We start from the raw sequence: 19,238 nt of genomic DNA on the forward strand, positions 1-19,238 counted from the left end.
GAGTTCACCCGGTGGGTCGCGGCAGCCCGATCGGGTTGGGGAAGGGCAGCACGTCGGCGGCGATGATCTGCCGCACGGGCTGTTCGAGGGCGGCAAGCAGGGTGTCCGCGTCGCGTGCGCCGAGCGGGCGGAGCAGCCGTGCCGACAGGCGGTCCGTGGCGTCCTCGATCGACTCCCGTTCGGTGCGCCCGTGTTCGGTGATGTGCCCCTCGCCGTCAAGCAGGCCGCGCCCGCGCAGCCGGTCCACCGCCTCCGCCCACTCCTGCTCGCTCCAGCCCCTGTCCTGGCGGATGGTCCCCGGGTCCACCCGGTCCGTCGCCGCGGCGAGCACCAGCGCCTCGCAGGAGTCGATGCCGTGGTCGGCGAGCGCCGCGACATGTGCGTCGCCCCGGAACTCCCGTACGCAGGTGACCAGTTGCCACAGGCGCTGCACCGGGTCGGTGCGCTCGCTCACCTCGCGGTTCGCCGTGAACAGCGGGCGGGCCGGCGACGGGGCGTCCTCGACCATCGCCGCGAGGGGCGGGCAGAGTTCGGCCGCCCGCTTCTCGATGTCCGGGACGAGGGAGCGCAGGGCCCGTTCCGAGTACGCCGCGCGTTCCTCCACGATCCGGCCCGGGTGCGCGTACTGCCAGGCGGAGGGGAGGGCGCGCGCCACCATGCCGGGGGCGAAGACACCGAGCGCGGCCGTCGCGGCACCCGGTTCGACGGGGCCCATCGGGGCGGTGCGGGCCGCGAAGTAGCCCATCCAGAAGCCCTTGAGGCCGAGCGCCCGGCCCATGGCGCGGCAGCCTTCCTCGAAGTAGATCACGGCGTGCAGGGGCTCGGTCCGCAGCCAGAGCGTGCGGGATCTGGTGAGGGTCATGGACCCACAAGCTAGGCCAGCGCGAGTGCCCGCGCCACCCGCCCGGCCGCACATGGCTCGTCATGGCGCCGCAGCTGAAGCCGCGCCAACTCCGGCGCGGGGTCCAAAACCTGGTGCTTGTACGTCCGCGTCGACGGTGCCACGGGCGAAATGCCGCCGTTTTTCCGGCAGTTCTTCGCTCGGCTTTTCGCCATGCTCAGAAGAACCTCAAGTATCCGTGTAGTGGAAGTGTAATTCCATGAACTCCCTTGTCTGTAAAGGATCTTGTTGATAGAAATTTCTCTGTCAATGAGAACTGAACAGACGGGGGTCTTCCTCATGGCTGCAAGAAAGCGTTTCGCCGTGCTCGCTTCCACGGCTTCTCTCTGCCTGGCCGCCGGTGCCGTAAGTGCCGGTGAAGCCCAGGCGGCGGGTTCTTGGCGCTCGCTCAAGTTCCAGCACGGCAAGAACATCTGCCTGAGCGTGCAGGCGAAGGCGAGCACCAAGAAGGGCAAGCGCGAGCGGGTCCGTGGGTGCACCGGCGGTGTGTACCAGCTCTGGCGCATCGACTTCTCCAAGTACAACGGCAGGGCGGTCGCCAAGCTGCACCCCGCCACCAACACCAAGCTGTGCCTCGACGGCGCCAAGACGGAGCGGATGGGCAGGAGCGGCTGGCTGTCGCACGTCACCAAGTGCAACAGCTCGGCCTCCCAGAAGTGGCAGTACGTGAGCTCGAACCCGGGCGCGTACTTCAACCCGCAGAACGTCAAGAGCAAGCTCTGCCTCGGCGCCTACAAGGGACGTAAGTCGAGCGGCACCTGGGTGGGCACGTCCAAGTGCAACAGCAAGGTCAGCGGTGGGCAGATCTTCAAGGTGAAGTAGGCAATTCGCCGCGCCGCTGAAAAGCGAAACGGAAAAGAGTCCCCGTCTCCGGGCAATTGGGCCCGAGGCGGGGATTCGCTGTTTGTCCGCGATAATTCAGGCGCTGACCGCCATACGCTCTCGGAGTAGCGCCTCCGTGTATCGCTGAATGAGCAGTCGTGCCACCTCGGGCGAAGGGCCGAGTTCCTTCGCGAGAACATCGGCGCCGGAATCCCTGGCACCCCGGGCGATCCGGTCCGGCAGAAATCCGGGGGCCAGGACATAGGGGGCGACCGCCACGCGCCGGACGCCCTGCGCGCGCAGCGCGCGTACCGCGTCCTCGGTGCGGGGCAGAGATGCGGAGGCGAACGCAGGCCGCACGGCGCACCAACCGGTGTGCCGCCACTCCCGCGCGATTTCAGCGATCACTGCGATCGCCTCCGGGTCGGTGGACCCCGCCGAGGCCAGCACGACCCCGGTCGAGGACTTGTCGGCGGGCGTCAGGCCCGCCTCGTACAACCGCCGTTCCAGGGCGGTCAGGAGCAGCGGCGAAGGACCGAGCACCGGCGCCTGCCGGATACGCAGCCGGGGCGGGGCCTGGTCGAGGACCGCCGGGATGTCGGCCTTCGCGTGGAACGCCCGGGTGAGCAGCAGCGGCAGCGCGACCACATCGCGCACACCTTCCGCGTCCAGGGACTCCAACACCTCGGGAACAGACGGCGAGTTGAAGTCGAGGAAGCCCGTCTCCACCCGCAGCCCCGGCCGCTGCACCCGCACGCGCCGCACCAGGGCACGCACCGTCGCGGCATGCCGCGGGTCGCGGCTGCCGTGGGCGACCACGACGAGGGCGGGGCGGGCGGGAACACGCATGGCAATCAGCTCTTCGTGAGCAGGCCGCGGCCGCGCAGCACGCGCCGCTCCAGCGGGCTGAAGATGAGCAGGTCGATGGCGATGCCGACGATCAGGATCAGCAGGATCGCCAGGAACACCTGCGACATGCTGCTGTTGGTGCGGCCCGCCTCCAGGAGCTGGCCGAGGCCCACGCCCAGGTCGGGGTGGGTGGCGATGATCTCCGCGGCCATCAGGGAGCGCCAGGAGAAGGCCCAGCCCTGCTTGAGGCCCGCCACATAGCCGGGGAGCGCCGCCGGGAACACGATGTGCCAGGTGTGCCGGAAGCCCGTCGCGCCCAGCGTGCGGCCCGCCCGCAGATACAGCGGCGGCACCTGGTCGACGCCGGCGACCAGGCCGTTGGCGATGGACGGGACGGCGCCGAGCAGGATCACCGCGTACATCGCCTCGGGCTTGAGGCCCAGCCAGATCACGGCGGGCGGCACCCAGGCGACCGACGGCAGGGACTGGAGGCCGGAGAGGATCGGGCCGATCGCCGCCCGCACGAACTTCACCCGGGCGACGAGCAGGCCGAGCGGCGTGCCGATGGCCAGGGCGAGCAGGAAGCCGAAGAGCCCGCGGGAGACGGACGTCCAGATGTAGTCGAGCAGCTTGCCCTGGAGCCAGGCGCTGCGCAGTTCCTGCCCTACGTCGGCGGGCGTGGGCAGCTTGCTCGGATCATCGACGATCTTGAAGGAGACCAGCGCCTGCCACACCACCAGGATCACGGCGACGGCGATGACCGGCGGCAGGATCTTGTCCACGAAGGTCCTGCGGAACGGGGTGCGGCCGGAGACGGTCGTCTCCAGCGCGTCAAGTCCCGCTTCGAGCCCCGCGAGGTCCCCGTGCCCGGTCGGCTTGGCGAGCGCGTCCGGTGCGCCGCCGTCGGCCGTCTTCGTATCAGTGCTGGCCATGGCGGCGGATCTCCCCACGCAGTTGTTCGGTGATCTCGACGGAGAGTTCCGCGACGTCCGTGTCCTCGATGCGGCGCGGCTGCGGGATGTCCACCGTCCACTCCCGGGCGATCCGGCCGGGGCGCGAGGAGAGCAGCACGACACGCTCGGCGAGCCGGACCGCCTCGCGGACGTTGTGCGTCACGAAGAGGACGGAGACCTCCGTCTCCCGCCAGATGCGGGTCAGTTCGTCATGCAGGACGTCCCGTGTGATGGCGTCGAGCGCGGCGAACGGCTCGTCCATCAGGAGCAGCTTGCTCTCCTGGGCGAGGGCGCGGGCCAGCGCCACGCGCTGGCGCATGCCGCCCGACAGTTCGTGCACGCGCTTGCCGTACGCGCCGCCCAGGCGGACCAGTTCGAGGAGCTCCTCGGCCCGGGGGCGCCGGTCGGCCTTGGCCACGCCCCGCAGTTTCAGGGCGAGTTCGATGTTCTTGCCCGCGGTCAGCCACGGGAACAGGGCGTGCTCCTGGAACATGAGGGCCGGGCGGCCGTCCGTGGTGATGTCGCCCACGGACGGCTTGTCGAGCCCGGCCACCAGGTTGAGCAGGGTCGACTTTCCGCAGCCCGAGGCTCCCAGGAGGGTGACGAACTCGCCGGGAGCGACATCGAGCGTGATGTCGTCCAGGACGAGCTGGGGACCGGCGGGTGTGGCGAAGGACTTCGAGACGTGCTCGATCCGGGCTGCGTACCCGCTGGTCTCGGTGCTGTCCGCCGCCTTGGCGAGGGTGGTTGCGGTTGCCATGGTCGTCACCTCCTGGGAACTGGTCGGATTCCGGGCTTACTTGACGCCGAGACCGGCGTCTTCGACCGCGGGCTCGCCCGCCGCCTTCAGGACCTTGTTCAGCGGCCTCAGGTCGTAGATGCCCTTGAGGTCGGGCTTCTCGAGGAGGCCCGCCTTGACCGCGTGCCCGGCCTCGCTGCCGAGCGTCTCGGCGAGCGGGTCGTTGGTGAAGTCAATGGACTTCCACGCCGGGTCGATGACCTCGGCCGGCAGCGGCTTGCCGGAGGCCGCCTCCAGCTCGGCGTTGGCCGCGGCCTTCGCCTTCTGCGGGTTGTCCTTGATCCACTTGGTGGTCTTCACAGAGGCGCGAAGCACCGCCTCGACGACCTTCGGGTGCTCCTCGAGGAAGTCCTGCCGCACGATGATGTTGGTGATCACGAACTTCTTGTCCGGCCACAGGTCCTTCTCGTCGAGCAGCACCTTGCCGCCCTCGGCGACCAGCTTCGACGCGGTCGGCTCCGGCACCCAGGCGCCGTCGATGGAGCCGGACTTGTAGGCGTCCGGGGTGATCTTGTTGTCGGTGCGGACCACCGACACATCGCCCTTGCCGCTCTCAGGGTCGACCTTCCAGCCCTTCTCCTTGATCCAGTTGAGGAGGGCCACGTCCTGTGTGTTGCCGAGCTGCGGCGTTGCGATGCTCTTGCCCTTGACGTCGTCCAGGGACTTGATCTTGTCGGGGTTCACCACCAGCTTGACGCCGCCGGAGGCCGCGCCGCCGATGATGCGCAGGCCCTTGCCCTGGGACTTCGCATAGCCGTTGATGGCCGGGGACGGGCCGATCCAGCCGATGTCGATGGACTTCGAGTTGAGCGCCTCGATCTCCGAGGGGCCGGCGTTGAACTGGGCGTACTCGGCCTTGGTGGCGCCCAGTTCCTTCTGGAAGAGGCCCTCCTGCTTGCCGACGAGGGCGGTGCCGTGCGTGAGGTTGGGGAAGTACCCGATCTTGACCTCGTCGAGGCCCTCGATCTTCTTCGCACCGGCGGCCACATTGGCCTTGTCGTTCTTGTCGGTCGACTCGGAACCGTAACCGCAGGAGGTGAGCGCCACCGCGAGCAGCGGCAGGGCGGTGACCGCGGCCAGGGCGCGTCGGCCGCCGGTGGTGCGTGGAGTGCGGAAGCTGGCAGGCACGGGAGGGGATCCTCTCGTCGGCCCGGATCGCACGCCGTCGGGTCGTGTCTACGCCGTCAGGTCGTGGCCGGGAAGGTCGGCAGGTTTTCGTCTACGCAGTTCGATCTCGTGGGGGGTGAGGGCGCGCAAGCGGTGCGCGTACGTCATGCCGCACATCGCCCGACCCCGCCCTGACCGCTGCCGAGGGCGCCGCTGCCGATGCGGCCGCCCTCCTTCGCGAAGGTCGAGAAGTAGTCGATCGAGATCATGGTCAGAAGTCCCAACCCTCGTCGTCGGCAGCCGGCTTGGCCTCGTCGGCCGCCTCGTCGCCGGTGGCGAACGCATCGCCCGCCATGCCCGCCGCGAGCGTCGTGCCGTCCGCCGGGTCGATCAGCAGGAAGGAACCGGTGCGGCGCGAAGCGGCGTACGAGTCGAGCGCGATCGGCTCGGCGGTGCGCACCAGGACCCGGCCGATGTCGTTGGCGACGAGCTGTCCCGGGGCGGGGTGCTGGGAGAGGTCGTCGAGGGTGAGCCGCGAGGGGATCTCCTTGACGATCGCCTTGACCGTACGCGTGGTGTGCTTGAGCAGCACCCGCTGGCCGACGGCGAGCGGCTGGTCCGCCACATGGCAGACCGTCGCCTCGATGTCCTGCGTGGTCGGCGGCTGGTCGCCGCTCGGCACGATCAGGTCGCCGCGCGAGATGTCGATGTCGCTCTCCAGGAGCAGCGTCACGGACTGCGGCGTCCAGGCCACGTCCACCGGCTCACCGAGCAGATCGATGCCCGCGATCTTCGACGTACGCCCCGAGGGCAGCACCGTCACGGACTCGCCGACCCGGAAGGTGCCGGCCGCGATCTGCCCCGCGTAGCCCCGGTAGTCCGGGTGCTCGGCGGTCTGCGGGCGGATCACGTACTGGACGGGCAGGCGCGCGTGGCAGGAGGTCAGGTCGTGGCTGACCGGGACCGTCTCCAGGTGCTCGAGGACGGTGGGGCCGCCGTACCAGTCCATGTTGGAGGACGGCTCCACGACGTTGTCGCCGGCCAGCGCCGAGATCGGGATCGCGGTGATCTCCGGGACGCCCAACCCGACGGCGTACGCGGTGAATTCCTCGGCGATCTTCGCGAAGACCGTCTCCTCGTACGCGACGAGGTCCATCTTGTTCACCGCGAGCACGACGTGCGGGACACGAAGGAGCGCGGCGACGGCGGCGTGCCTGCGGGTCTGCTCGATGACGCCGTTGCGGGCGTCGACGAGGACCACGGCCAGGTCGGCCGTCGACGCGCCGGTGACCATGTTGCGGGTGTACTGCACATGGCCCGGCGTGTCGGCCAGGATGAACCGGCGCTGCGCGGTGGCGAAGTAGCGGTACGCGACGTCGATGGTGATGCCCTGCTCGCGCTCGGCCCGCAGACCGTCGGTGAGCAGCGCGAGGTCGGGCGCCTCCTGGCCGCGGCCGAGCGAGACCCGCTCGACGGCCTCAAGCTGGTCGGTGAGGACCGACTTGGAGTCGTGCAGGAGCCGGCCCACCAGGGTGGACTTGCCGTCGTCGACGGACCCGGCGGTGGCGAACCGCAGCAGGGTGGTGGCCGAAAGCTGCTCCGTGGAGAGCGGCTGTGCCTTGTCGGGTTCGGTGGTGCTGGTCATGTTTAGAAGTACCCCTCGCGCTTGCGGTCTTCCATCGCGGCCTCGGAGAGCTTGTCGTCGGCCCTCGTCGCGCCGCGCTCGGTCAGCCGCGAAGCGGCGATCTCGGCGATCACGGCGTCCAGCGTGGTGGCGTCGGAGTCGACGGCACCGGTGCAGGACATGTCGCCGACGGTGCGGTAGCGGATGAGCCGCTTCTCGACCGTCTCGTCGTCCTTGGGGCCGCCCCACTCGCCGGCGGTCAGCCACATGCCGGAACGCTTGAACACGTCACGCTCGTGCGCGAAGTAGATCTCGGGCAGCTCGATGCCCTCGCGGGCGATGTACTGCCACACGTCCAGCTCGGTCCAGTTGGACAGCGGGAACACGCGGACGTGCTCACCGGGGGCGTGCCGGCCGTTGTAGAGCTGCCACAGCTCGGGGCGCTGGCGGCGCGGGTCCCACTGCGAGAACTCGTCCCGGAGGCTGAACACCCGCTCCTTGGCGCGCGCCTTCTCCTCGTCGCGGCGCCCGCCGCCGAAGACCGCGTCGAACTTCTCGCTCTGGATCTTCTCGGTGAGCGGCACGGTCTGGAGGGGGTTACGCGTCCCGTCGGGCCGCTCCCGCAGCTTCCCGGCGTCGATGTAGTCCTGCACGGAGGCGACGTGCAGCCGCAGCCCGTGCTCGGCGACCACGCGGTCGCGGTACTCGATGACCTCGGGGAAGTTGTGCCCGGTGTCGACGTGCAGGAGCGAGAAGGGCACCGCCGCGGGGGCGAACGCCTTCAGCGCCAGGTGCAGCATGACGATCGAGTCCTTGCCGCCGGAGAACAGAATCACCGGCCGCTCGAACTCGCCCGCCACCTCACGGAAGATGTGCACCGCCTCGGATTCGAGGGCGTCCAGGTGAGACAGCGCGTACGGGCTGTCCGTCCCCTCGGTCACGGTGGCCACGGTGGTCGTCATGCCAGACCCCTTTCGATGAGCAGCGCGCGCAAGGCCGCCGCGGACTCCTGCACGGTCTGGTCCTGGGACTCGATGCGCAGATCGGGCGACTCGGGTGCCTCGTACGGGTCGTCGACCCCGGTGAGCCCGGAGATCTCGCCCGCCGCCTGCTTGGCGTACAGACCCTTCACATCGCGTACGGAGCAGACCTCGACCGGCGTGGCCACATGGACCTCGATGTACGGAGTGCCGCCCTTCTGGTGGCGTCCCCGCACCGCCTCGCGGCTGTCGGCGAACGGCGCGATCACCGGCACCAGGACCTTCACGCCGTTGCGGGCGAGCAGTTCGGCGACGAAGCCGATGCGCTGCACGTTGGTGTGCCGGTCCTCGCGGCTGAAGCCGAGGCCCGCCGAGAGGAACTCGCGGATCTCGTCGCCGTCGAGCACCTCGACCTGGTGGCCGTCCTCGCCCAGCTTGCCGGCGAGCTCGTACGCGATGGTGGTCTTGCCCGCGCTGGGCAGACCGGTGAGCCAGATGGTGGCTCCGGTGGTCACGTGCTTCTCCTGAGGGTGTGTCTGGTCCTGAGCGTGTGTCTGGTCCTGAGCGCTTGTCCGAGTGGCCGTCATCAGTGGATCCCGCACTCGGTCTTGGCGTTGCCGGCCCAGCGTCCGGCGCGCGCGTCCTCGCCCTCCAGGAGGCGGCGGGTGCAGGGCGCGCAGCCCACGGAGCCGTAGCCGTCCATGAGGAGGGGGTTGGTGAGGACGCCGTGCTCGGTGACGTAGGCGTCGACGTCGTCCTGTGCCCAGCGGGCGATCGGCGAGACCTTGACCTTCTGCCGCTTCTCGTCCCAGCCGACGACCGGGGTGTTCGCCCGGGTCGGGGACTCGTCGCGGCGCAGGCCCGTCGCCCACGCGGCGTACGAAGTCAGGCCCTCCTCAAGGGGCTTGACCTTCCGCATGGCGCAGCACAGGTCGGGGTTCCGGTCGTGCAGCTGCGCGCCGAACTCGGCGTCCTGCTCGGCGACGCTCTGCCGCGGCGTGAGCGTGATGACGTTGACGTCCATCACGGCGGCGACGGCGTCGCGGGTGCCGATGGTCTCGGGGAAGTGGTAGCCGGTGTCGAGGAACACCACGTCAACGCCGGGGCGGGCGCGCGACGCGAGGTGGGCGACGACGGCGTCCTCCATGGAGGAGGTCACGCAGAAGCGGGTGCCGAAGGTGTCGACGGCCCACTGGAGGATTTCGAGCGCGGAAGCGTCTTCCAGATCCCGCCCGGCCTGCTCGGCGAGCGCCTTCAACTCGTCGTTCGTACGCTGTTCCGTAGCCTGAACAGCCGTCATATCTCTTCCCCTCCACCGCTGTTGCGCTGAACCCCACGGGCGAGCAGCCCGAGGAACTTCAACTGGAAGGCCCGGTTGCACGCGGCGCATTCCCAGGCGCCGTGGCCGGTCTCGTTGGGACGCAGGTCCTCGTCACCGCAGTAGGGGCAGTGGAAGGGGGCGGCACGCTCGCTCATGAGAGGGCCTCCTCGCTGGCGCGCGCGACCCAGGTGGCGAAGCGCTCGTCGTCCGCACGCTCCTTCTCGAAGCGCTTGAGGACCCGCTCCACGTAGTCGGGCAGCTCGGCCGAAGTGACCTTCAGGCCACGGACCTTGCGGCCGAACCCGGCTTCGAGCCCGAGCGCGCCGCCCAGGTGCACCTGGAAGCCCTCGACCTGGTTGCCGTCGGCGTCCAGGACCAGCTGGCCCTTGAGGCCGATGTCGGCGACCTGGATGCGGGCGCAGGCGTTCGGGCAGCCGTTGATGTTGATGGTGATCGGGTGGTCGAACTCCGGGATGCGGCGCTCCAGTTCATCGATGAGCGAGGCGCCGCGCGCCTTGGTCTCGACGATCGCCAGCTTGCAGAACTCGATGCCGGTGCAGGCCATGGTGCCGCGCCGGAAGGGGGAGGGAGTGACCCGCAGATCGAGCGCTTCGAGCCCGGCGACGAGCGACTCGACCTGCGCCTCTTCGACATCGAGCACGATCATCTTCTGCTCGGCGGTGGTGCGGAGCCGTCCCGAGCCGTGGGCTTCGGCGACCTCGGCGATCTTCGTGAGGGTGGTGCCGTCCACACGGCCGACACGAGGAGCGAACCCGACGTAGAAGCGGCTGTCCTTCTGCTTGTGCACGCCGAGGTGGTCGCGCCAGGTGCCGGTCGGCTGCTCGGGCGCGGGCCCGTCGACGAGCTTCCGCTCGAGGTACTCGTCCTCCAGGACCTGCCGGAACTTCTCCGGGCCCCAGTCGGCGACCAGGAACTTCAACCGGGCGCGGTTGCGCAGGCGCCGGTAGCCGTAGTCACGGAAGATGCCGATGACACCGCCGTACACGTCCGGCACCTCGTCGAGCGGCACCCAGGCACCGAGCCGCACGCCCAGCTTTGGGTTGGTGGAGAGCCCGCCGCCGACCCAGAGGTCGAAGCCGGGCCCGTGCTCGGGGTGGTTGACGCCGACAAAAGCAATGTCATTGATCTCGTGAGCGACGTCGAGCTGCGGCGATCCGGAGACCGCGGACTTGAACTTGCGCGGCAGGTTGGAGAAGTCCGGGTTGCCGATGAAGCGGCGCTGGATCTCATCAATGGCGGGGGAGCCGTCGATGATCTCGTTCTCGGCGATACCGGCGACGGGCGAGCCGAGGATGACGCGGGGCGTGTCACCGCAGGCCTCGGTGGTGGAGAGCCCGACGGCTTCCAGCCGCTCCCAGATCTCGGGGACGTCCTCGATGCGGATCCAGTGGTACTGGACGTTCTGCCGGTCGGTGAGGTCGGCGGTGCCGCGCGCGAACTCCTGCGAGATCTCGCCGATGACACGCAGCTGCTCGGTGGTGAGCCGTCCGCCGTCGATCCGCACCCGCAGCATGAAGTACTCGTCGTCCAGCTCCTCCGGCTCAAGGATCGCGGTCTTGCCGCCGTCGATCCCCTGCCGACGCTGGGTGTAGAGCCCCCACCAGCGCATACGCCCGCGAAGATCGTTGGGGTCGATGGAATCGAACCCACGCTTCGAGTAGATCGTCTCAATGCGTGTCCGCACATTGAGACCGTCGTCGTCCTTCTTGAACTGCTCGTTGCCGTTGAGCGGCGTGAAGTGGCCAACGGCCCACTGGCCCTCACCACGGTGACGGCTCACCTTGCGCTTGGGCGCGGCAGTCGTGGGGTTTTCAGGGGTGGCAGCCATGGCTATACGTCCTTCAAGGCGGGCTGAGGGCGGCTCTGACCTGCACACTTCGCGCTAAGGGCGCGGCGGTGCGCAAGAAATCGGTCAAGCAGGGGGAGTCGTCGGCGCTGGTGCTGTCAGCTCGCCGGACACATGGCGCTGGACATGCGGCAGAGATCGACGTGACGTCGACTCACCAAGGCAATTCCAGTGCGATCCATGGCGGAAGCGTGTCACGGGACTTTAGACCCAGTCCACCAGTGCCCGTAATCTGGACACTCTCGTCCCACCTGATGAGACACAGTGACGTGGGTCACTCGGACGCCCATCTCCCCTATCACGGGCGTACTCAAGGATGCCTTCTCGGGCGGCCTGAAGGCACTGCCCGGGCGGCTCCTCTTTACCTGCGGTGGTGAGCGGCGCTTCCTGCGGCGGTACTCCGCCGAGCTGCACCTCCGGCATCACGAGGTGCCGATCCCCTTCGCGGTCCCTTCGGGCAAGAGCATGTACCTCAGGCGGGCGGGTTCCGCGGTGCGGGAGGAGCAGGGCGGGCGCCCGCTACGGCTGCTCGCCGGGCGCGTCACCCTATACCTGGACGGCCTCGACGAGCTCTCGGCGGCGGCTCGGCACGCCGTGGTGCACTGGATCAAGGACGTGGCGAGGTAGTACCCCCGGGCCGGGATGCTCATCACCTGCCGGACGGCCGCCTACCCCACCCACCGGGAGCACCTCACCACCGGTCAGGTGGCCAACCTGGTCGTCGCCGGCCTGCGGAGCGGTGGACCCTCGCCTCCCTGAACCCGCCCCGCGTTCCCGCCCCCTGCCTCAGCTACGCCCCCGGCCAAGGCCCCGGCGCAGCCACATCCGGCTCCTGCTCAACCTTCGTATCGAAAAGCTTGAAGCCGCGCCGCAGGTAGTTGTCCATCGCGTGCTCCCCGTCCTTGGAGCACGTGTGCAGCCACACCCGCTTCGTCGGCGTCAGCTCCGGCCACCGCTCGGCCAGGTCCCAGGCGCGGCGGATGCCCTGCGAGAGCAGGTGGCCGCCGATGCGGCGGCCGCGGAAGGCGGGGATGAGGCCGAAGTAGACGATCTCGACGACACCGCCCTCCTGCGCCGCCAGTTCGACGTATCCAGCCGGCGTCCCCTTCTCGTACGCGACCCAGGTCTCGACGCCCGGCTTCCCGAGCTCCTCCTGCCACTGGTCGTAGGAGAGGGAGAGCCGGTCCGTCCAGCGGATGTCGCCGCCGACGGAGGCGTAGAGGAAGCGGCTGAACTCGGGGGAGGGGATCTCGGCCCGGACGATCCGCAGGTCGTCGCCCTCGGGCGCGGCGGCGGGGAGCAGATCGGTGGGAGCGGTCTGCTCCAGGGACCACGTGGTGACAGTGATGCTCATGCGGGTCAGCGAATCATGAGCCGCGCACCCTGGCCAAAGGGGTTCGGGATGCGGGAAGATCCCGCAGCGCTCTGCCACCCCCCGCATTCTTCTACCTGGAGGATGTTCCATGGTCCGCCGCACACCCCGCGGCCTGCTCGCCGCGGCCACCGTCACCGTGGCCCTCGCGACGCTTGCCGCACCCGCTTCGGCCTCGGCCGACCCGCAGGCCCGCGTTTTCATGGTCAACCCCGTCCAGTCGTCGGGGGACCAGACCCTCGCCGACGACAAGGACTCCGCGAGCTCCGTTCCCGAGAGCGCCTATGCCACCGCCGCCCTGCGCCATCTCGACGCGAGCGGCGGGCTCAACGGGAAGTGGGCGTACGTCAGATCCGACACCGGTGCCTCCGCCAAGATCGCGGACGCCGGGACGTACACCCGCCACGATGACCAGTTCGAGCAGGTCATGGCGTATTTCTGGGTGAATGAGTCGCAGGAGTATCTGCAGAGCCTCGGCTTTGGGACCGAGCTTCCGGGTGCCAACGACCGTGCCCAGCCCGTCCGTATCAACCAGTGGGGTGCGGACAACTCCTTCTTCACGGACAAGAAGGCCGAGATCCGCTTCGGCAAGGGCGGTGTCGACGACGCCGAGGACGCGGAGGTTGTCGTGCATGAGTACGGGCACGCCGTCCACCACGCACAGGTGCCCGGCTTCGGCACCTCCCTGGAAGCCGGGTCGATCGGCGAGGCCTGGGGCGACTATCTGGCGGTGTCGGTCGGCGCGTACGCGGACGCCAAGTACGGCTGGCCCGCGAAGGCGGACCTCGCCTGTGTCGCCGACTGGGACTCCGCCTCGTACTCGGACGCCCCGCACTGCCTGCGCCGCATCGACAGCGACAAGACGTACGCCGACCGGGAGGGCGAGGTGCACGCGGACGGTGAGATCTGGTCCCGCGCGCTCTTCGACATCCGCGGCAAGCTCGGTGCCCGCACCGCGGACCGGATCATCGTCAACGCCCAGTTCGGCTTCGCGCCCGACACCAGCTTCGAGGACGCGGCCGTGACGACGATCGCGACCGCGCAGAAGATGTACGGCAAGGGCGCGGCGGACGCGGTGCGCAAGGCGTTCCAGGCTCGGGAGATACCTGGCGTGTGACTGACTGACTGACTGAGTGAGTGAGTCGGTGGGGTTCCGCCGTCGGGAGGGTCTGCCCGGCGGCGGGGCCGTGCCATCCGGTGCTCGGCGTTCAAGGCTCCGGGACCCGTCGCGCCCTGCGCACCGTGGGCGCCGTCGAGTGCGGGAGCAGGTTCGCCGGGCGGTCGGGAAGCAGCACCTCGACGTCCACGTCCTCCGGAAAGCGGTACGGGCGGTGGGCGAGCAGACCGCCCAAGTAGCGGCGTACGCGGGACAGTTCGGCGCGGACCGTCACCGTGCGAGCCGGGTCGCCGAACATGTCCTCGGCCAGGTCCGACGCGCTGCGCCCCTTCGGATGCGTACTGAGGAGGTAGAGCAACTCTGCGTGGCGCGGGCTGAGTTCGTGGGTCCAGTTGCCGACGCCGCCGCCCTCGACGGTGACCGACCAGCGGCGCGGACCGCTCACGTCGAGGACCACACGGGTCGCGGCGAGCGGCCGTGGTTCCTCCTCGACGCGCAGCAGCCAGCCGCCGGGCAGCGGCTCCACCGCGCAGGTGCCGAGCGAGGGCAGCCAAGTGTGTCCTGCGGCAAGGGACTTGGGCAGGGATATCCGGTCCATCGGCGGCATCCCCGTGACCGCGGCCGTCCAGCCGTCGCCGTCCACCGCGACGGCGCGACCGTCGAGCCGGGCCAGGACCGGCGCCGCCACCGTCCGCAGCCGGTCGAGCGTCGTCAGATGGTTCTCCCGCAGCCGTGCCTCGGCGAGCTTGGCCACCGAGTCGACCAGGGCGAGCGTCGCCGGATGCATCGTGTTGAGCGGGCCGCTGACATCCACGACGCCGATGAGCCGGCCGGAGCGGGGATCGGTGATGGGCGCGCCCGTGCACGTCCACGCGTGGTGGGTCTCCACGAAGTGCTCGGCGGAGAACACCTGCACGGGCCTGCGCACCACGAGCGGCGTGCCTATGCCGTTCGTGCCGACGATGCTCTCGCCCCAGTCGGCGCCCAGTTCGAAGCCGAGCGAGTCGGCCTTGCGCAGCACCGTGGAGTTTCCCTCGCGCCACAGGACCCGGCCGTCGGCGTCACAGACCACCATGATGTGATGCGCCGCGTCCGCCACCGAGACGAGCGCGTTCCGCAGCAGCGGAAGGACCTCTACCAGGGGCGATGTGCGGCGCCGCTCCTCCAGCTCCTCGACGCTGAGCAGCCGGGACCTGAAGTCCCGGTCCGGATCGACCCCGTCGTTCAGCATGCGACCCCAGGACTCACCGATCACCGGACGCGGCATCACGCGCGGCCGCTGCCCGGAGAGCGCCGCGTGGCGGACATGCGCGAGCAGCCGCGCGGCCTGCGTGCAGTCCATGGTGGCGATCCTCGCGAGGTTGATCGTCGACGTCGCGGTCATCACTGAGTCCTTCCCGAACAGACCAGTGCGTCGGGGCCCGTACTCAGTCGGGGCCCGTACTCAATCGTGCCCCTTCGACGCCCGCAAGGGTATTAGTTCGGTAATAAACAATTGACTTGCAACCTCATGCAACCCTCGCGAACAGCCGTGCGGGAGTCGAAGCTTGGCCCAACGCCGTTCGCGCGGCGTTCACGCTCCTCAACGGGGCCTGAAAGCGGGGGTGGTGCCGTGTCGGCGCAGCACCACCCCCGTGCCCCCGGTCAGTCCTCCCCCGTGACCTCGGTCAGTCCTCGCGCGGGGCGGCACGCTCCACCACGGCCGCCAGATCGAGCGTGTGCGGCAGCGTCCCGAACGCCGCGCCCCAGTCCCCGCCGAGCCGCGAGGCGCAGAACGCGTCGGCCACCTCCGGGGGCGCGTACCGCACGAGCAGCGAGCCCTGCAGCACCGTCGCCATCCGCTCCACGAGCCGCCGCGCCCGCGCCTCGACGCCCTCCAGATCGGCCAGTTCGGTCAGCAGGCCCTTGATCGCGCCGTCCAGGCGGTAGTCGGCGCCGCGGGCCGAACCGACCTCCTGGAGAAAGGCGTTCAGCGCCATCGGCTCCCGTTGCAACGCCCGCAGCACGTCCAGCGCCTGTACGTTCCCCGAGCCCTCCCAGATCGAGTTGAGCGGCGACTCGCGAAGCAGCCGCGGCATACCCGACTCCTCGACGTAGCCGTTGCCGCCGAGGACTTCGAGCGCCTCCACCGCGTGCGGCGTGCACCGCTTCGTCACCCAGTACTTCGCGGCCGGCACCGCGATCCGCAGGAACGCCCGCTCCTGCTCGCTCCCGTCGTCGTACGCGGCCGCGAGCCGCAGCGCGAGCGTCGTGGCCGCCTCCGACTCCAGGGCCAGATCCGCGAGGACGTTGCGCATCAGCGGCTTGTCGACGAGCTTGCCGCCGAACGCCTCGCGGTACGTGGCGTGGTGCACGGCCTGCGCGACGGACTGCCGCATGATCGCCGCCGAGCCGACGACACAGTCGAGCCGCGTCGCCGCCACCATCTCGATGATGGTGCGCACCCCGCGCCCCTCCTCGCCGACCCGGCGCGCCCACGTCCCGTCGAACTCGACCTCGCTCGACGCGTTCGACCTATTGCCCAGCTTGTCCTTGAGCCGCTGAATGGCAAAGGCGTTACGCGTTCCGTCCGCGAGCACACGCGGTACGAGAAAACACGTGAGTCCCGCGTCGGTCTGCGCGAGCACGAGAAATCCGTCGGACATAGGAGCGGAACAGAACCACTTGTGCCCCGTCAGCTCATAGGTGCCTTCCTCGGCAAGGGCCCGCGCACGCGTCGTATTCGTCCGTACGTCGCTGCCGCCCTGTTTCTCCGTCATCCCCATGCCGAAGAGCACTCCGGCCTTCTGGGATGCGGGCCGAAGACCTTCGTCGTACACCAGAGAAGTCAGTTTCGGCTCCCACTCGGCGGCGAGCGCGGGATCGGCCCGCAGCGCCGGCACCGCCGCGTGCGTCATCGACACGGGGCAGCCGTGACCCGCCTCCACCTGCGACCACACCAGGAATCCGGCCGCGCGCCGCAGATGCCCGCCGGGCCGCACCCACGCGGTGGTGAGCCCCGACGAGACGGCCTTTCCGAGCAGCCTGTGCCACGAGGGATGGAAGGCGACTTCGTCGACGCGATGGCCGTATCGGTCATGGGTGTGCAGAACGGGCGGATTCTCATTGGCGAGGAAGCCCCATTCCCGCGCCTGCGCGGAGCCCGCCGCGCGCCCGAGTTCGGAGAGTTGCTCCTGCGCGGTACTGAGCAGCGCGGGGTCGAGATGCCGTTCGATTCCCTCTACAAGTGCCCGGTCCGCCGTAAAGACGTCATATCCCACCAGGGGCGGAGCCTGGTTGGTCACGGTGTGGGTGGTGGCTGCCATGCCGCTACGGTAAGGAGGTGCACCAGGCAAAAGAAACACCCGGGCGGCCGTCGGGCCGCTGGAACCGGGCCCGCGCTCTCTACAGCAACGTCTCCAAGCGCAGGACTGCCTGGCTGCTGCTCAAAGACACGGTCAACTCATGCGTGGAATACCGGATCCTGGGCCTGGCGGCCGAGGCGGCGTTCTTCACCCTCCTCTCCGTGCCGCCGCTGCTGCTCAGCCTGATCGGCCTGCTCGCGTACGTGGACCGCTGGACCGGCGCGAACACGATCGCCAGCGTGGAGAACAACATCCTGGAGGCGTCCCGCACGGTCCTGTCCGACAGGGGCGTCAGCCAGATCGCGCAGCCGATACTGGAGGACGTGATGCGGGTCGGCAGGCCCGATGTCATCTCCATCGGCTTCCTCTTCGCCCTGTGGTCGGGCTCGCGCGCGGTGAACGTCTTCATCGACACGATCACGGTCATGTACGGCCTCGACGGCGCGCGCGGCATCGTCAAGACCCGGCTGCTCGCCTTCGGGCTGTTCATCGTGGCGCTGCTGATCGGTTCGGTGGCGCTGCCGCTGATGGTGGCGGGGCCCGACGCGGTGGTCCAACTGGTGCCGGGCTCCACGACGGTGGTGCAGATCGTGTACTGGCCGGTGGTGATACTCCTGTCGATCATCTTCCTCACGACGCTGTACCACGTGTCAGTGCCGGTGCGCTCGCCCTGGGTGGAGGACATGCCGGGCGCGCTGATCGCCCTCGGCATGTGGGTCCTCGGCAGCTTCCTTCTCCGCATCTACCTGACCAGCACGGTCGAAGGCCCCACGATCTACGGCTCGTTGGCGGCGCCGGTGGCGGTGCTGCTGTGGATCGGCGTCTCGGCGTTCGCGGTCCTCGTGGGCGCCGCCGTGAACGCGGCGATCGACCGGGTGTGGCCGTCCGTCGCCACGGCGGCGGCGCGGGCCGCGAATGAGCGGATCCGTGAGGCGCGGGCGGTGGAGATGGTTGCTCGCGCCGCCGCCGCGCGGGAAGCGGCGGACCCCGACGATCCGGACATGCCCTCCGAGTTCCCCGAGCGCTGGTCGCGGTTCCTTCCGCCGGACGATGTGTCGTCGCGGCTGCGGACGCATGCGAAGCGGAACGGGGGCGAGGAGGAGCCGCCGCCGGAGTAGCGCACCGCAGATCACCGGCTTCGCCGAGTTCGTCCTCAAACTCCCCCAAGCTCTTAAAGAGCAGGGGGGACCCCCTCGACGGGCTGGATTCTCCAGCCCGTCCGGCGTTTGAGGGCATCTTGTTCACGCCTTCCAGATGCCCAGTTCCGCATGCTCCCGAGCGAAATCCGCGAAGTCACGCGGGGCACGCCCCAGAATCCGCTGAACCCCCTCGGAGAGGCGCGCATTGCGCCCATCCAGATTCGTCTCGAAGAGTTCGATCAGGAATTCCGCCTCCTCCGCCGGCACCCCGTACTCCGTGAGAGCACCCCCGTACTCCCGGGCGGAAACCGGCACATACCGAATCTCCCGCCCCGCAGCCGCCGAAATCTCCGCCACCGCGTCCCGGAACGACAGCAAGCGTCCCCCGGATACCTCCACCACCTGCCCCGCGTAGCGGTCGTCCGCCGCGCCCAGCACCGCCACCACCACATCCGCGATGTCCCGCGTGTCGATGAACGGTTCGAGCACCTCCCCGGCAGGGAACACCAGCTCCCCGGCCCGCATCCCGTCGAGCAGCGGCGCCTCGCTGAAGTTCTGGGCGAACCAGCTGGCCCGTACGACCGTCCACTGCGCGCCGGACTCCCGCACCGCCCGCTCGGCCGGCTCCGCCTGGTCCTCGCCCCGTGCCGAGAGCAGCACGATCCGGCGCACACCGAGCGCCACCGCCTGCCGGGCCAGCGCGCCCACCGCGTCGCCCGCGCCGGGCGCCCCGACGTCCGGCTGGTACGCGAGGTACGCCGCGTCCGCGCCCCGCAGCGCTGCCTCCCACGTCGTGGGGTCGTACCAGTCGAAGCGCACCGCGCCCGACCGCGAAGCGGCCCGCACCGTGAACCCGGCCGCCTCGGCGGCCTCCGCGACCCGGCGCCCGGTCTTGCCGGAAGCGCCCGTGACCAACACCGTCTTGTTCTGCGACTGCTGTGCCTGCTGCGTGTTCAACGCGTTCTCTGTCATGACTTCAGTGAACTGCCTCGCGCCACAAGTAACCATCCGTCAGGGGCTCACCCCCATACGCGTGCGTCTAC

At 69.5% G+C, this 19,238-nt stretch carries 20 protein-coding genes; 4 read left to right on the forward strand and 16 right to left on the reverse strand.

The window, feature by feature from the left end; all coding sequences use genetic code 11:
- Nucleotides 1–4: 4 nt before the first annotated feature.
- Nucleotides 5–862, reverse strand: coding sequence for a hypothetical protein (locus OG453_RS29750; RefSeq protein WP_266871632.1), 858 nt, complete (start codon nucleotides 860–862; stop codon nucleotides 5–7).
- Nucleotides 863–1,180: 318 nt separating this feature from the next.
- On the opposite strand from OG453_RS29750, the gene OG453_RS29755 reads away from it, so the two are divergent.
- On the forward strand, nucleotides 1,181–1,723 hold the full coding sequence (locus OG453_RS29755) for an RICIN domain-containing protein (protein ID WP_266871633.1): 543 nt from the start codon (nucleotides 1,181–1,183) through the stop codon (nucleotides 1,721–1,723).
- A gap of 96 nt (nucleotides 1,724–1,819) precedes the next feature.
- Here the strand turns inward: OG453_RS29755 and OG453_RS29760 are convergent, their stop codons facing one another.
- From OG453_RS29760 to OG453_RS45180, 11 genes are all read right to left on the reverse strand, one after another.
- Nucleotides 1,820–2,572 carry a sirohydrochlorin chelatase gene (locus OG453_RS29760; protein ID WP_266871634.1) on the reverse strand — a complete coding sequence of 251 codons (753 nt, stop codon included), beginning with the start codon at nucleotides 2,570–2,572 and terminating at the stop codon, nucleotides 1,820–1,822.
- Nucleotides 2,573–2,577: 5 nt separating this feature from the next.
- Nucleotides 2,578–3,504, reverse strand: a complete 927-nt coding sequence (locus tag OG453_RS29765) for an ABC transporter permease (RefSeq protein ID WP_266871635.1) — start codon at nucleotides 3,502–3,504, stop codon at nucleotides 2,578–2,580.
- Entirely contained in the window at nucleotides 3,491–4,285 is a 795-nt protein-coding gene (locus OG453_RS29770) for an ABC transporter ATP-binding protein (protein ID WP_266871636.1), read from the reverse strand. Before OG453_RS29770 ends, OG453_RS29765 begins: the two co-directional genes overlap by 14 nt.
- A 36-nt stretch (nucleotides 4,286–4,321) precedes the next feature.
- Entirely contained in the window at nucleotides 4,322–5,452 is a 1,131-nt protein-coding gene (locus OG453_RS29775; protein ID WP_266871638.1) for an ABC transporter substrate-binding protein, read from the reverse strand.
- 250 nt (nucleotides 5,453–5,702) lie between these two features.
- Nucleotides 5,703–7,076 (reverse strand): sulfate adenylyltransferase subunit 1, encoded by a 1,374-nt coding sequence (locus OG453_RS29780; protein ID WP_266871639.1) that lies wholly within the window; start codon nucleotides 7,074–7,076, stop codon nucleotides 5,703–5,705.
- 2 nt (nucleotides 7,077–7,078) lie between these two features.
- Complete coding sequence (gene cysD, locus OG453_RS29785; RefSeq protein ID WP_266871640.1) at nucleotides 7,079–8,017, reverse strand: sulfate adenylyltransferase subunit CysD; 939 nt, start codon at nucleotides 8,015–8,017, stop codon at nucleotides 7,079–7,081.
- On the reverse strand, nucleotides 8,014–8,622 hold the full coding sequence (cysC, locus tag OG453_RS29790; RefSeq protein ID WP_266871641.1) for an adenylyl-sulfate kinase: 609 nt from the start codon (nucleotides 8,620–8,622) through the stop codon (nucleotides 8,014–8,016). Before cysC ends, cysD begins: the two co-directional genes overlap by 4 nt.
- Entirely contained in the window at nucleotides 8,622–9,335 is a 714-nt protein-coding gene (locus OG453_RS29795) for a phosphoadenylyl-sulfate reductase (RefSeq protein ID WP_266871642.1), read from the reverse strand. Before OG453_RS29795 ends, cysC begins: the two co-directional genes overlap by 1 nt.
- A complete protein-coding gene (locus OG453_RS29800; protein WP_135335604.1) occupies nucleotides 9,332–9,511 on the reverse strand; it encodes a hypothetical protein in 180 nt (59 codons plus the stop codon). Before OG453_RS29800 ends, OG453_RS29795 begins: the two co-directional genes overlap by 4 nt.
- Nucleotides 9,508–11,205 carry a nitrite/sulfite reductase gene (locus OG453_RS29805; protein WP_266871643.1) on the reverse strand — a complete coding sequence of 566 codons (1,698 nt, stop codon included), beginning with the start codon at nucleotides 11,203–11,205 and terminating at the stop codon, nucleotides 9,508–9,510. The genes OG453_RS29800 and OG453_RS29805 overlap by 4 nt, the downstream gene beginning before the upstream one ends.
- Nucleotides 11,206–11,321: 116 nt before the next feature.
- Nucleotides 11,322–11,405, reverse strand: coding sequence for a putative leader peptide (locus tag OG453_RS45180; protein ID WP_323178717.1), 84 nt, complete (start codon nucleotides 11,403–11,405; stop codon nucleotides 11,322–11,324).
- Nucleotides 11,406–11,487: 82 nt separating this feature from the next.
- On the opposite strand from OG453_RS45180, the gene OG453_RS29810 reads away from it, so the two are divergent.
- A complete protein-coding gene (locus OG453_RS29810; protein WP_266871645.1) occupies nucleotides 11,488–11,850 on the forward strand; it encodes a hypothetical protein in 363 nt (120 codons plus the stop codon).
- Between the two features lie 163 nt (nucleotides 11,851–12,013).
- Here the strand turns inward: OG453_RS29810 and OG453_RS29815 are convergent, their stop codons facing one another.
- Entirely contained in the window at nucleotides 12,014–12,577 is a 564-nt protein-coding gene (locus OG453_RS29815; protein ID WP_266871646.1) for a GNAT family N-acetyltransferase, read from the reverse strand.
- 109 nt (nucleotides 12,578–12,686) lie between these two features.
- Between OG453_RS29815 and OG453_RS29820 the strand changes: the two genes are divergently transcribed.
- Nucleotides 12,687–13,712, forward strand: a complete 1,026-nt coding sequence (locus OG453_RS29820; RefSeq protein WP_266871647.1) for a M36 family metallopeptidase — start codon at nucleotides 12,687–12,689, stop codon at nucleotides 13,710–13,712.
- A gap of 91 nt (nucleotides 13,713–13,803) precedes the next feature.
- Here the strand turns inward: OG453_RS29820 and OG453_RS29825 are convergent, their stop codons facing one another.
- Nucleotides 13,804–15,096, reverse strand: coding sequence for a GAF domain-containing protein (locus OG453_RS29825; protein ID WP_266871648.1), 1,293 nt, complete (start codon nucleotides 15,094–15,096; stop codon nucleotides 13,804–13,806).
- A gap of 283 nt (nucleotides 15,097–15,379) precedes the next feature.
- On the reverse strand, nucleotides 15,380–17,017 hold the full coding sequence (locus OG453_RS29830) for an acyl-CoA dehydrogenase family protein (protein ID WP_266871649.1): 1,638 nt from the start codon (nucleotides 17,015–17,017) through the stop codon (nucleotides 15,380–15,382).
- 17 nt (nucleotides 17,018–17,034) lie between these two features.
- On the opposite strand from OG453_RS29830, the gene OG453_RS29835 reads away from it, so the two are divergent.
- Complete coding sequence (locus tag OG453_RS29835) at nucleotides 17,035–18,174, forward strand: YihY/virulence factor BrkB family protein (RefSeq protein WP_266871650.1); 1,140 nt, start codon at nucleotides 17,035–17,037, stop codon at nucleotides 18,172–18,174.
- A 123-nt stretch (nucleotides 18,175–18,297) separates the two neighbouring features.
- Here OG453_RS29835 and OG453_RS29840 read toward each other — a convergent pair whose 3' ends face one another.
- Complete coding sequence (locus tag OG453_RS29840; protein WP_266871651.1) at nucleotides 18,298–19,167, reverse strand: NmrA family NAD(P)-binding protein; 870 nt, start codon at nucleotides 19,165–19,167, stop codon at nucleotides 18,298–18,300.
- Between the last annotated feature and the right edge of the window lie 71 nt (nucleotides 19,168–19,238).

The sequence above is a fragment of the Streptomyces sp. NBC_01381 genome, from assembly GCF_026340305.1.
Taxonomy (GTDB): Bacteria; Actinomycetota; Actinomycetes; order Streptomycetales; family Streptomycetaceae; genus Streptomyces.

Excerpts from the sequence above, each read along its gene's own strand:
- OG453_RS29750 (WP_266871632.1), bottom strand. The coding sequence starts at position 862 with ATGACCCTCACCAGATCCCGCACGCTCTGGCTGCGGACCGAGCCCCTG.
- OG453_RS29755 (WP_266871633.1), top strand. The coding sequence starts at position 1,181 with ATGGCTGCAAGAAAGCGTTTCGCCGTGCTCGCTTCCACGGCTTCTCTC.
- OG453_RS29760 (WP_266871634.1), bottom strand. The coding sequence starts at position 2,572 with ATGCGTGTTCCCGCCCGCCCCGCCCTCGTCGTGGTCGCCCACGGCAGC.
- OG453_RS29765 (WP_266871635.1), bottom strand. The coding sequence starts at position 3,504 with ATGGCCAGCACTGATACGAAGACGGCCGACGGCGGCGCACCGGACGCG.
- OG453_RS29770 (WP_266871636.1), bottom strand. The coding sequence starts at position 4,285 with ATGGCAACCGCAACCACCCTCGCCAAGGCGGCGGACAGCACCGAGACC.
- OG453_RS29780 (WP_266871639.1), bottom strand. The coding sequence starts at position 7,076 with ATGACCAGCACCACCGAACCCGACAAGGCACAGCCGCTCTCCACGGAG.
- cysD (WP_266871640.1), bottom strand. The coding sequence starts at position 8,017 with ATGACGACCACCGTGGCCACCGTGACCGAGGGGACGGACAGCCCGTAC.
- cysC (WP_266871641.1), bottom strand. The coding sequence starts at position 8,622 with ATGACGGCCACTCGGACAAGCGCTCAGGACCAGACACACGCTCAGGAC.
- OG453_RS29795 (WP_266871642.1), bottom strand. The coding sequence starts at position 9,335 with ATGACGGCTGTTCAGGCTACGGAACAGCGTACGAACGACGAGTTGAAG.
- OG453_RS29800 (WP_135335604.1), bottom strand. The coding sequence starts at position 9,511 with ATGAGCGAGCGTGCCGCCCCCTTCCACTGCCCCTACTGCGGTGACGAG.
- OG453_RS29805 (WP_266871643.1), bottom strand. The coding sequence starts at position 11,205 with ATGGCTGCCACCCCTGAAAACCCCACGACTGCCGCGCCCAAGCGCAAG.
- OG453_RS45180 (WP_323178717.1), bottom strand. The coding sequence starts at position 11,405 with ATGGATCGCACTGGAATTGCCTTGGTGAGTCGACGTCACGTCGATCTC.
- OG453_RS29815 (WP_266871646.1), bottom strand. The coding sequence starts at position 12,577 with ATGAGCATCACTGTCACCACGTGGTCCCTGGAGCAGACCGCTCCCACC.
- OG453_RS29820 (WP_266871647.1), top strand. The coding sequence starts at position 12,687 with ATGGTCCGCCGCACACCCCGCGGCCTGCTCGCCGCGGCCACCGTCACC.
- OG453_RS29825 (WP_266871648.1), bottom strand. The coding sequence starts at position 15,096 with ATGACCGCGACGTCGACGATCAACCTCGCGAGGATCGCCACCATGGAC.
- OG453_RS29830 (WP_266871649.1), bottom strand. The coding sequence starts at position 17,017 with ATGGCAGCCACCACCCACACCGTGACCAACCAGGCTCCGCCCCTGGTG.
- OG453_RS29840 (WP_266871651.1), bottom strand. The coding sequence starts at position 19,167 with ATGACAGAGAACGCGTTGAACACGCAGCAGGCACAGCAGTCGCAGAAC.